Here is a 12,551-nt window from a genome sequence, read left to right as displayed (position 1 = left end):
CTTGAGTAGAGAGTGTTTTTTGTAGGTCATAGTAAGATAGATTTGTCTTTTCAAATATCCAAGACTGACGAACTAAATAATTAGCATGAGTTTAAGAGATTTTTAGATAAGAAACAAAGTCGATCAATTTCAGCATAAAATCGATGATTTTTCTGAATAAGTAGCTAAGGGTAGCAATTCTTGCAAGAGTTTATTAATCAACTCTTTAATTTCTAATTTCTTGGTTAGTCATCTCCTCCTTGGGGATTTTGGACAAATTATCAGCCAAAGTCTCGGCATCTAAAGTTTTGCTTGCCAACCGTGAATTTTACCGTTCTTGACAATCTGGTTTGAGGTACAGTTGGGGCAAGATGTAATATTATTGACATCAGAACAACATACTATATTTTGGATATTTTCCTTCTATCCTTACATATTTAGGACTACCTATACTATTTATATCTTTAAGTATCTTCCTGATTTAATTCTTTAAATATTTTTTTTTGACTTCCATACTAAACTACAGATAATTTTTGTCATAAATATTAAAATTGTTGTTGAACGTATATCAATTTTACTGATAAAGACTGAGACAAAACTTATGAGAAGAGTCAGCATGACATACTTGTTTAGACAAGATATAGTATTGTTGATTTATTCAAACTTTTGTACCCACTATCTGAAAGCTTTAACTATTAGGTTAAGATATGACTTACACACCTACTTTAACTCCACCATCTCTTTTGGAATTAGCACGTTCCGGTGATTTTAAGGCGATTAGCTCCTGGATAAATAAAGAATTAAAACCTCAAGGAATATCGGCTCGTGTAGCGAAAGAAACCACTGGATATTTACAAGTTTTAGTAGAGTTTCAGCAGGAACCTCCAACAGATAGATTAATCAAGTTTATTTGTCACCAACTTTATCAACTGAATTCTCCTTTGCTAGAAAGAGTAAACATAATAGGACGTTTTAGGGGTTCACCCGATATCCTCTGGAAACAATCTGTTAGAATCACACCAAAAAGAACATTAAATAATCAATCTAATATTCCCACCAAAAGTAATAATTTCAAATTTAAAATATTCCGCTCGTTCATATTAATAGGTTCAGTGGTGGCTACCTTTATCTTGGGTTGTTGGGTAAGTTATTATGAAGTACTAGTGCAAAATTCAGTTTCATCGCTGGAAACTGCTGCTGGAAAAGTACGAGTGATTAATGATATAAAGCTGACAAACCCAAATGACCCTACGGTTACTTTAATGTTTGGTGGAGATGTCAATTTATCTCATCCAGTTTCTGATGTAGTAAAAGGGGATTATAAGTTACCTTTTGCCAAAATGGATGAGTATAGAAAAGCCGATCTGGCAATGATTAATCTGGAAAATCCTCTGACTAGTTCTACTATCAATAGTACAAACAGTCAGAATAAGCTAGCAGTAGATTCTAACTATGTCAATGTCTTGACTTCTGGAGGAGTGGATCTAGTTAATTTGGCCAATGAACAGAATAAGGTCAATAACCAACAAAGCTTAGTTGAAACAATAGATATTCTAAAGCAGGCAAATATTCACTCTGTAGGAGCAGGTAAAACAAAAGATGAGGCCAGAAAACCCAAGATTTTTAAGGTTAAAGGCCAAAAGATTGCCTACTTGAGCTATGATGATACAGATATTCAACCAAATACTGGAATAGTAGGAGTTAACAGTCGTAATAAAGATCAGATAGCTACAGATATTCAAATTCTGAGAAAGCAGGTAGACTGGATTATTGTTAACTATCACTGGGGGGTAAAATTATCAGAATATCCTGGAGACTGGCAGATGGATATAGCTAGGTCAACAATCGATCAAGGTGCTGATTTAGTTGTAGGACATCATCCTAAGGTATTGCAGGGGGCAGAAATTTATAAGGGGCAACCTATTATATACTCTTTGGGTAATTTGATTTCTGGAGATACTTCTAATCAAGAGAGTGATTATGAGACAGCAATCTTGAAAGTGTCTTTAAAACCAGGCAAAATGAAGATTGAGTTTTTGCCGATAGTGGTTAGTAAATACCAACCTCAGGTTGTTACAGGTAAAAAAGGAGAGGAAATTCTCAGTCACATTGCTCAAATTTCTAGTGTTTTCCATCAACCTATGAGAACCCCTCTCAAGATAGATAAGATCAATTCTTCTGCAAAGTTTGCTGGTAGTGACTCTAGTCCAAGTAGATCGAACTCTAATATTTTATCAACTCCAACTTTACCTGAGTTGCCACCTACACCTAGAAGTATAGAAAATGAGCAAAATTCCACAGATGACTCTCAGAATTTGTCTGTAGGAGAAGCTGGTTTAGATAGTCAGAATAGCTTTTCTTTACCACCAATATTAAATCCTGAAGCAACCGCTAAAGAAGAAAGAGAACCTTTGATAAAAGAACCTTTTATCAAGGAACCTTTTATTGAATTACCTCGTTTAAGAATTTAATTAAAATCATACAAACATTAATAACTATGGCTAAATACTCTGTTTTTTATATTCAATGATTCTAAAAATATGAGGTATCGAATGACGTAGAATAAAGTACAAAATGAAAATACTATCTAAAAAAAATTGATGGTTGATCGGAAATTACTATACTGTAATCATATAAAAACTAGAGGTCTAAATAATTATTGGGCAAATTACCAAAAAAGTTGATTTTTATTTCTAGTTATCATTACCCAATGCCCAATATTAAATAATCAATTCCTGAATTAAAAACTGTGTTTGCCATCGCACTTCAACAAAAACAATACAAGACTTATACCCTCTCTGATTTAGGATTTAATTCTAGTATAAATGTCGTTCCAGAGAGAGGAGGAATAATTACAAGTTGGTGTATTAATAATCAGGAGCTACTTTACTTTGATTCCAAAAGGTTGGAAAATCCAGAATTAATAGTAAGAGGTGGTATACCTATCCTGTTTCCCATTTGTGGCAACTTGCCGAATAATATATACGAATATAATGGAAATAGTTACTCTCTCAAACAACATGGATTTGCACGAGAACTACCTTGGGAAGTCATAGAAAAGTCTACTCAAGACCGAGCTTCAATAACTCTAGTTTTAACTAGTAATAAATTCACAAAAACTTTTTATCCCTTCGATTTTAAATTAACTTTTACTTATCAAGTCAAAGGTAATTCTCTAGAAATATTCCAAGTTTACACCAATTTGAGTAATACACAAAGGATGCCATTTTCGACAGGACTACATCCTTATTTCTTTGCTCCAAACAAGTATCAGCTTCACTTTGATATCCCTTCAATGCAATATGTGGAACCAAAAACAGGAATCGTCCACGATAATAATGGTAAATTTGACCTTAATCAAGATGAAGTGAATGCAATATTTGAAAAATTAACAGGCTTGGCCACTACCGTCTATGATCGAAGTCGTGGCCTCAAGATTATTCTGAGTTATACATCTTCTTATTCAACTATGGCTTTCTGGATAGTTAAAAATGAAGAATTCTATTGTTTAGAACCATGGACAGCTCCTCCAAATTCTCTAAATACAGGTTATCGCTTGATTGATTTAGAGCCTGGGTCTTCCTGTGAAATGCTCGTTAGGCTCACTGCAACATTTTTGTAATACTTGCATATTATATATCATATCTGCTAGTCGTAAACAAGTAATGATTTTACAACTGATAACTGATAACTAAAATGATCTCCTGACTATGAGAAGGGTTTACTAATCAATATTCTTAAATATTTATAACTATCATATAGCAATTCCCATGCTGATGAGGTACAAAATTCGTTTGTTGCATGGGAGCAGGGAGCAGAGAGTAGGAAATAGAAAAGAAGAAAAATAACTGTACTTCAGTAACTTGAGAAACTGTACATATAGCGCTGTGTGCAAGCAACAGGCAATAGCCAGGGTCAATTTATTGTCACGCTTAGAAAAAAGGAGGAGGGGGTAGGGAGTGTGAGGAGTGTAGGAGGTGTGGCAAATGTAGCAACTGTGGGGAGTGTGGGAAGCACAGGAGCTCAAAAAAAATATAGGGTTGTAAATATTCTCTGACGACAAAGAATTAGCCCTGCAGGCAATAGGGAGAATAAAAAGCCGATAGACAATATAATAATTTTAGCTATTGGGCAGTTCCTGCAATTTGTAAATATACCACCGCAAACTGCTATATTTAATAGTTAGTGAGCTTTGTTGATTTGTCCCTTAGCTATGAACTTAATAATATTATAGAAAAGAACCAAATTGTCCATACAGGTTTCACAACATCTAAAATTTTTTTCAGAAAGCTATTGCAATATTAATTATGACTATGCTATAGTTAGTGGAAGTGTGATATAAAACAAAATTAATAGGGGTCGCTAGCTCAACGGTAGAGTACTCGGCTTTTAACCGATTTGTTCCGGGTTCGAATCCCGGGCGACCCACTAAGATAAAAATCTTAAAAATAATTAATTTAGAGCTTCACCACTGCTCTATAAAATTTCGGGCTTTATATTTATCAAAATAATTGGGGCTTGCTGATTAAATCTAAAAGCATTGACATATAAAGACTTTAACCTTTTTGGGGTCGAATTGCAGTGCCTGGGAATCAGCTCTTCACGCTCATGGATGGAGCGTATTTTAGGTAAGAGTTGGGCAGAAAAATCATTCTTACAAAACTTAGCTCCTACCTCCTCGCTCCCAAGCCATTTCTCCTGTCTCGGTCCTACCCCTCCAGGGAGGGGTAGGGGTTCGGGGTGGGTTCTCTCCTACCCTCACCCATAAGACTTTTTCAGCAAACCCTAATTGGGTCGCACAACCCCGCCTTTTAAGGCGAAATATTTTTGGAGCGAAGCTCAAATCTCCGTTACAAAAATAACTTCTGTACGGGCGAACAGCCGAAAGCTTGCCCATAACTATCGTTAACGCCCCTACTAGCCACTGACTACTGACTACTGACTACCGACTACTGACTTCTTTAAAGCGGTAGGTATGATTTACCATACTAATTTTTATATCTAAAAAATTAGTATTAATAGACAGAATCTTCAATTTGTCTTAATATTGTCGTAAGATTTAAGCTTAAGTAAATCAAATTTACCGATCAGCTAATAACAAAAAATATAGGAGGACAAGGTATGGCTATCGTACCAATGCGGTTATTATTAGACCACGCAGCAGAAAACGGTTATGGAATTCCTGCATATAATGTCAATAACATGGAGCAAATTCAGTCCATCATGCAGGCGGCTGATGAAACAGACAGTCCTGTAATTCTCCAAGCTTCTCGTGGAGCGCGTAAGTATGCTGGTGAAATTTTTCTACGTCACTTAATTATAGCCGCCGTAGAAACATATCCTCATATTCCCATTGCTATGCACCAAGATCATGGTAATGCACCCTCTACTTGCTATTCCGCTATGCGCCATGGTTTCACTAGCGTGATGATGGACGGTTCTCTAGAGGCAGATGCTAAGACTCCTGCTAGCTTCGACTATAACGTTAATGTTACTGCTGAAGTAGTTAAAGTTGCTCACTCCATTGGTGTAAGTGTAGAAGGAGAACTAGGTTGCTTAGGTTCTCTAGAAACTGGTATGGGCGATAAAGAAGATGGTCATGGTGCAGAAGGCGTCCTTTCTCGCGAACAACTTTTGACAGACCCAGATGAAGCAGTAGAATTTGTAGAACGTACTCAAGTAGATGCTCTAGCAGTTGCTATTGGTACTAGCCATGGTGCTTACAAGTTTACTCGTAAACCTACAGGAGAAATTCTAGCTATTAGCCGTATTGAAGAAATTCACCGTCGCCTACCCAATACTCACCTGGTTATGCATGGATCTTCTTCTGTACCTCAAGACTTATTGGAAATGATCAACAAATATGGTGGTTCAATTCCAGAAACTTATGGTGTACCTGTAGAAGAAATTCAAAAAGGAATCAAGAGTGGTGTTCGTAAGGTAAACATCGATACTGATAACCGTTTGGCCATTACCGCTGCTATTCGTGAAGCTGCTGCTAAAGATCCTTCTAACTTTGACCCTCGTCACTTTATGAAGCCTTCTATCAAGTACATGAAACAGGTTTGTGCCGATCGCTATCAACAATTTGGCACTGCTGGTAATGCTAGCAAAATTAAGGTTCAAACCTTGGATGAGTTTGCTGCTAAATATGCTAGTGGAGAATTAGCTGCTACTACTAAAAAAGCAGTAGCAGTTTAGTTCATAGCACAATCAGAATTCTACATTCGAGCTTCTGAAATATTTAATTAGTTTAGTGGATGAGAAGCCCTGAAAATAATTAGGGTTTCTCATTTTTTTTTAGCATTCTTAACTGCTTGATCGAGAAACCCACTACTTTAATTTAATTATTGCTCTGCTGATTAAATCTAAAAGCATTGACATATAAACAAAAGTGTCTTTTTGGGGTCGAATTGCAGTGCAAATTTTTCAGCTATTGATGCTCAAAAAGTTAGTATTTTAGGCTCATAGTTGGGCAGAAAAATCCCAAATTGACAATTTTTACTCCTACCCCCTCGCTCCCAAGCCATTTCTCCTGTCTTCCCCTCCTGGGAGGGGGAGGGGCGAGGGGAGGGTTGTCTCCTGTCTCCTGTCTCCTGTCTCCTGTCTCCTGTCTCCTGTCTCCTGTCTCCTGTCTCCTGTCTCCTGTCTCCTGTCTCCTGTCTCCTGTCTCCTGTCTCCTGTCTCCTGCCTCCTGTCTGCTACAAACCCTAATTATTCGTACATTGGTCGTGAATTCCCCCCTGTTTACAAATGTAATTAATTTGATTAGGATCTAAGTTTTTAGCAAAATTAAAATTAACTCCCCTTAAATAATCGGATTTGAATGTATCAAGTGGACTGGCCAAAAATTGATCTAATTGAGCCGGTTTTGGAGTTACTAATTTGGCTCCTTTTAAATCAGTTCCACTCAAATTTGCTCCTCGTAAATCTGCCAAACTCAAATCTGCGTTTCGTAAATTAGCATTCTGTAGTTGAGCATTCCGAAAATTAACATTAGTTAGTTGGGCTAAACTCAAATCTGCTTTTCTCAAATTACTTTTACTGAAGTTTGCCCCTGATAAATTTGCTCCTTGCCAATTAGACTCCATTAAATTAGATGATTGAAAGCTCGCTCCTTCAGCCTTAACTTTACTTAAATGAGCTCTGCGTAAATTAGCTTCTGATAAATTAGCACTTCCTAAATCTGCACCAGTCAAACTTGCTTCTGTTAAATTTGCTCGCTGTAAGTCAGTTTCAATTAACTTAGCACTACTTAAGTTGGCTTCTGTCAGAATCGAATCAGGCATTTTTGCTTTATTTAGAATTGCTCTAAATAAGTCTGCACGCTTCATCACCACTGGGCCTAATACTGCACCCGTTAAATTGGTTTCTATCAGATTTGCTCCACTCAAATCAGCAATCAAATCATCAAAAGTTCCTAAGCGATTATCTTTTCCTGGTCCATAAAAGCGACTATTCTTAAAACTAGCCTGATTAAGAATAGCGCCTCTAAATTTCACTCCAGACAAATCAGTATTTTCTAATATCAAAGTAAAGCTAGCTGGGCCAGAAGTTATCTGACCTAAATCAACCCCACTTAAGTCAGCCTCTTTAACCGACCCACTGTAAACTTTGAGAACTTTAGCGATCGCCTTTTGAGTAGCTCGTAGTCGCAGAGATACCAAGAGCTGTTCTTGAGAGTTGCCTCCATAACTTAGAGAATCTAGATCATTTTTGAGGGCTTGATTTAAGTGACGTAGTTCCGGTATTACCGTTGGTCCAGCACTAACTAAAGATTGTTGAATTCCATCAAGTATACTTGGTTCATTTTCTTGCCCTAACAAATCTACTAATAATGGTATGGCACGAGGATCTTTAGTAGAACCCAAAGCTAAAACTGCCACTCGTCGTTGCTGAGGTTTAGTCGAAGTCAGGGACAACTTATTCACAAGAGCCAGAAACATATCATTATCTTGTTGTTTAAACTCCCGCCAATTTGCTTGATTTTGAATATAAACATGAGTGCCAAAAATTGTCCCCAAAACCGATATCATACCTAAAGCAGTTATCATCAGTAAAGTCATACCTGGATTTTTTCGCATCCAAGGCCAAAGATGAAAACCTTCTGATTTTTTGTGAGTAGTAACAATTGCTGCTATTGAAGCTTGTGTCTGAGTATCGATAAAATTAAAAGGATGAGAATCTAATTGGCCAGAGCGAGCATCTACAACAAAAGTGTCTACTAATCGATCATGTCCTGTACGGCGTAATTTATTGAAACGAATCAAAGAAATATCACCTAGTAATGCTAACCCTGACAATGCTAATAGAATTGCCAAAGAAGGAAATGCCCCAGTTAGATACCAAATCAAGTAGGCAGTTCCCATAGGTAATCCCCATTTAGCAAAACCCTCACGGACTAGGGTTCTTCTCCAACCTGGAGAAGTTCCTAAAGCCGTCACAACTCTGATTTCAAACCAACGCTTAGGCAATGTTTGACCTGTTCTCGCTAACAAAAATAATTGCCAACCTACAATCGCTACAGGAGCTAATAATGCTCCAGACCAAAATAGATTAGCCAGAGGCGTTACTTTCTGATAACGGTTTCGTAAAGGGATTCCTAAAGTATTGGCAATTGCTTCTGTGGTGGTTGCTACTACTGGGTTGAGAGGAACAGATTTGTTGCCTATATTACCCAAGTGACCAAGCCAAAATGGAACTATTCCACTAAGCACAACCAGGGATACTTCTGTAGTCCAAGCACCACATCTACGGACCCAGATAGGTAATTGCTTGGATTTTGGCTGCCACGATGCCTCTGGGTTATTACTATTATTGATATCTGAAATATCTGAACCAAAAGTTGGGCTTGTCATATTGATGTGCTTACTCTAGTATTCTCAACTTTTAGACTAATTATTTTGCACCGTTAAGTATGGTATTACTATTAAGGCCACCTGTTTTTACCCTTTTTTTTACTTTCCTAACTAGGAACAAATAAGGAGCTAATATCACATTTAAACTGGTTCTATCTCTATTTTCCCATACTTTCCAAACTTATCCGTTATGTCTAAATTTTGTTAACAGATAAAACCTGTAATCAATTCATACAGTGTTGGTAACCGATCGCAGAAATACTATATACTATTATTGTTTTGTGGTCAAACTAATTTTGATACTTTCTTTCACACTAGGTCAATACTAGAACTAATCTAATTTAGCAAATTTTACTCAGATTAAGACCGCAAATCAATCTAGTATTCATCTTTATTTATATATTTTTTATGTATCAAAAATATCTATATTTTTGAGTATTTATTAATAGTTTCCAGCAATAATCATAATTCATTTCTGTCTTTCACCTTCATATTTACCTGTTTCTGAATAATTAGGTAAGAATAAAAATTTATATCCTATATAAATCGCTCCTCCAAACACAGCTATAGTAATTAACAAAGAAACTAAACTGATAATCGCCTCTAATATCTTGATGATGAATAGAGGAATAATAATTAAACTTATAATTTTTGCCCATTGAGGAAGTTCCTTAAACCATTCTAACAATTGGTAATAAAAACCTTGAAGATACTTAAAAATATTAGATAGAGGGTTCAATACATTTGGTACATATACCTCGTCTACTTCGGGATTTTTTTTAAAGTTATTATTGTTGTAATTATTCATCTAAAAAAAAGTTTTACTTTAACTCCTCAAACTATAGATAATATTTGCTCAGGAATAATTATATAGCAGAAGGAAGAAGGAAGAAAGAAGGAAAAATCTTACTTTGTCTGAGTTTTAAGCTTTTGATCTGTCCTAACCTTTCCTTCGACTACTATAAATTCTCAACAAAGCCGATATTTTTATCTAAAATATAGAATCTTGAGATGATTGACCAAGTATAGCCCTACGCACAAGTCAGAAGTCAGAAGTCAGTACTGGTGAATGGCCATTCGCCCGTACATACGTAATTTATGACTGGGTTGAAGCATTTAGGAATGTCCTAAGCTCTGCTTCGACTGCTAAATCAGGAAATAACAAAAAATTAAATCTCCAATTGTTGGCATAGCTGCTTCATTAAGGCTGAAACTAATTGGGGCGGAGGGAGTTTGGGAGGTATGGGTTATAGGGGATATAGGAAAATGCAAACCCCCAAACAGTTAATTCAACCCATAAAGTTGTAGTTTTTCTCTAAACTCCCCACACTCCCCACACCCAGGTGATTATAAAGAATGAAATAGCCCTGGATTTTTGGACGGCCTCCTAACTTGGTCAAACTTACGGCTCCCCTACCCTGCTCTCCTGGTTTCAGTTGAATAGGATTTTTTGATTTGGAAGCCAAAGTTAAGTATTTAACCACTCTTGCTCTTGCCGTACTACTTTTAATATTAAAAATTGACGTGCAAAATATAAAGTAGGATAAAATTCTCTGCAAGCCTATCCGATTACTTAAAGATTCTGTAAAGAACCAACCTAAAAGTTGCAATCGTCGATCAACTTATGCCAAAATAAAACAGATTGGCTAAGAGTATAGTAAAAAAAAATACCACCTCATAGTTTAAAACCCACTTATTGCAGCGCTTTATCAAGCTTTGAGGCTCAAGCAAAATAAGTAAATGTCACTAAAATTACATTCTAATAGGTGTATTACTCAGGATAAATAATCTAAAGTAAAATCCTAAGTCCAATCCAGATAGCCAAATAATATCTGAATATACAAGCCAATACTTCTCCTATTCTAATGAGTGAGACAGTGAAATATTCCACCCTAATAGACCTACTTCAGACTTTATCAGCAGAACAACCAGAAAAACTAGCATACACTTTTTTGGTTGACGGCAAAAAAGAAGGGGAAAACTTTACTTATGCTTCACTAGAGCATCGAGTACAAGCTATTGCAGCATTGCTACAAAAACATCAAGTCAAAGGAGAAAGAGGCTTACTACTCTATCCACAAGGACTAGAAGCAATAGCAGCTTTTTGTGGTTGTCTATACTCTGGAGTAATCGCAATTCCAGTACCTCCTCCAGAAGCAGGTCGTCTCAAACGAACTTTGCCTAGACTTAGAGCCATAGTTCAAGATGCTCAAGCTTCCATAGTTCTAACAACGGCCACAATTATTTCCCTTGTAGAAGAAGTAGCTGATGAATTTCCTGAGTTCGAGACTATGCGCTGGATAGATACTGAATCTGTCGATCTAGAGATAGCTCAGGAATGGAAAGATCCGGGTGTTACTAGCGATACACTAGCTTATTTGCAGTATACCTCTGGTTCTACTTCTACTCCAAAAGGGGTAATGCTGACCCACAAAAACTTAATTCACCACTTAGGCTATTTACAGAGAGCTTGTGGATATACCCCAGAAAGTAAAACTATTACCTGGATGCCTTTCTTCCACGATTATGGGTTAGTGGAAGGAATGATGGAACCCCTATATAATGGAACTCCATGCTACATAATGTCCCCATTTTCATTTGTCAAGCAACCCTTGAGATGGCTGCAAGCTATGTCAAATTACAAAGCGACACACTCTCAAGCACCTAACTTTGCTTATGACCTTTGTGTTCGCCGAGTTAAGCCCAAACAACTATCCACTTTAGACCTTAGTAATTGGGAAGCAGCAGGTAATGCGGCGGAACCTATTAACCCAAAAGTTATGGAGAGTTTCTACGGAACTTTCTCAGCTAGTGGTTTTCGTTGGAATGCCTTTGCTCCATGTTATGGACTAGCAGAAGATACTTTACTGGTTTCAGCTAAACCTAAACTCACAGACCCGGTACTTTGCACCATAGATGCAACAGCTCTAGTAGAAAAAAATAAAATTGTAGAAGTTTCTCCTGATGCGACAGGGGTAAGAGCTTATCCATCTTGTGGTCGCTTAGTTTGTGAAACTCAGGTGGCTATTGTCAATCCAGAAACTTTAGCAAAATGTGCTACTGATGAAGTGGGAGAGATTTGGGTGTCAGACCCCAGTGTAGCGCAAGGCTACTGGGAACGTCCAGAAACTACTAAAGAAACATTCCAAGCTTACATCAAAGATAGTGGAGAGGGTCCGTTCTTGCGGACTGGTGACTTGGGATTTATGAAAGATGGGGAGTTGTATATTACAGGTCGGATTAAAGATTTAATTATTATCCGAGGTACAAATCACTATCCCCAAGATATTGAGTGGACAGTACAACAGGTTCACCCGGCACTTCGTCCAGATTATGGTGCTGCTTTTTCAGTCGAAGTTAGGGGTGATGAACATTTGGTAATTGTTCAAGAGGTAGAACGTCGCACTCAAGACTTGGATACTGAGAAAGTTATCAATGATATCCGCCAATCTGTTTCAGAAGACCATGAATTACAAGCTTATGCTGTAATTTTGGCTAAACCAGGAAATATTCTCAAGACTGCTAGTGGCAAGATTCAACGTCGTGCTTGTCGTTCCAACTTTTTGGCCGGAACCCTAGACGTGATATCTGACTGGAGTGAAAATCCTCAACTAACCTCAAAGTATCGAAAGTTACAAGAAGAAGTTGAGTCATTAGCATCCCAAATGAAAAATAGCCCGTAGGGGCGAATGGCATTAGCCCCTACAAAAAATT

At 37.2% G+C, this 12,551-nt stretch carries 7 protein-coding genes and 1 tRNA gene; 5 read left to right on the top strand and 3 right to left on the bottom strand.

What is annotated here, in order from left to right; all coding sequences use genetic code 11:
* The first annotated feature begins 686 nt into the window (after positions 1-686).
* The 4 genes from F6K23_RS17040 (at position 687) to fba (ending at position 6,180) form a co-directional block, all read left to right on the top strand.
* Positions 687-2,450 carry a CapA family protein gene (locus tag F6K23_RS17040; RefSeq protein WP_293157826.1) on the top strand — a complete coding sequence of 588 codons (1,764 nt, stop codon included), beginning with the start codon at positions 687-689 and terminating at the stop codon, positions 2,448-2,450.
* A gap of 278 nt (positions 2,451-2,728) precedes the next feature.
* The gene (locus tag F6K23_RS17035) at positions 2,729-3,601 is read left to right on the top strand and encodes an aldose epimerase (RefSeq protein ID WP_293157823.1); all 873 of its coding nucleotides are present in this window, start codon (positions 2,729-2,731) and stop codon (positions 3,599-3,601) included.
* A 734-nt stretch (positions 3,602-4,335) separates the two neighbouring features.
* Positions 4,336-4,407: transfer RNA gene (locus F6K23_RS17030), tRNA-Lys, on the top strand.
* Between the two features lie 693 nt (positions 4,408-5,100).
* Positions 5,101-6,180, top strand: coding sequence for a class II fructose-bisphosphate aldolase (fba, locus tag F6K23_RS17025; protein ID WP_293157820.1), 1,080 nt, complete (start codon positions 5,101-5,103; stop codon positions 6,178-6,180).
* A gap of 509 nt (positions 6,181-6,689) precedes the next feature.
* On the opposite strand, the gene F6K23_RS17020 is transcribed toward fba, so the two are convergent.
* From F6K23_RS17020 to F6K23_RS17010, 3 genes are all read right to left on the bottom strand, one after another.
* A complete protein-coding gene (locus F6K23_RS17020) occupies positions 6,690-8,837 on the bottom strand; it encodes a pentapeptide repeat-containing protein (RefSeq protein WP_293157817.1) in 2,148 nt (715 codons plus the stop codon).
* Between the two features lie 469 nt (positions 8,838-9,306).
* Positions 9,307-9,645, bottom strand: a complete 339-nt coding sequence (locus tag F6K23_RS17015; protein WP_293157814.1) for a hypothetical protein — start codon at positions 9,643-9,645, stop codon at positions 9,307-9,309.
* 481 nt (positions 9,646-10,126) lie between these two features.
* Entirely contained in the window at positions 10,127-10,321 is a 195-nt protein-coding gene (locus tag F6K23_RS17010; RefSeq protein ID WP_293157811.1) for a hypothetical protein, read from the bottom strand.
* 381 nt (positions 10,322-10,702) lie between these two features.
* On the opposite strand from F6K23_RS17010, the gene F6K23_RS17005 reads away from it, so the two are divergent.
* A complete protein-coding gene (locus tag F6K23_RS17005) occupies positions 10,703-12,520 on the top strand; it encodes a fatty acyl-AMP ligase (protein WP_293157808.1) in 1,818 nt (605 codons plus the stop codon).
* Positions 12,521-12,551: the final 31 nt, after the last annotated feature.

Origin of the sequence: Okeania sp. SIO2C9 (assembly GCF_010672455.1) — a bacterium.
In the GTDB taxonomy this organism is placed as follows: Bacteria; Cyanobacteriota; Cyanobacteriia; order Cyanobacteriales; family Microcoleaceae; genus Okeania.
This window is presented reverse-complemented; position numbering and strand designations above follow the sequence as displayed.

Coding starts and splice junctions, on each gene's coding strand:
- fba (WP_293157820.1), top strand. CDS start 5,101: ATGGCTATCGTACCAATGCGGTTATTATTAGACCACGCAGCAGAAAAC.
- F6K23_RS17015 (WP_293157814.1), bottom strand. CDS start 9,645: ATGAATAATTACAACAATAATAACTTTAAAAAAAATCCCGAAGTAGAC.
- F6K23_RS17040 (WP_293157826.1), top strand. CDS start 687: ATGACTTACACACCTACTTTAACTCCACCATCTCTTTTGGAATTAGCA.
- F6K23_RS17020 (WP_293157817.1), bottom strand. CDS start 8,837: ATGACAAGCCCAACTTTTGGTTCAGATATTTCAGATATCAATAATAGT.
- F6K23_RS17005 (WP_293157808.1), top strand. CDS start 10,703: ATGAGTGAGACAGTGAAATATTCCACCCTAATAGACCTACTTCAGACT.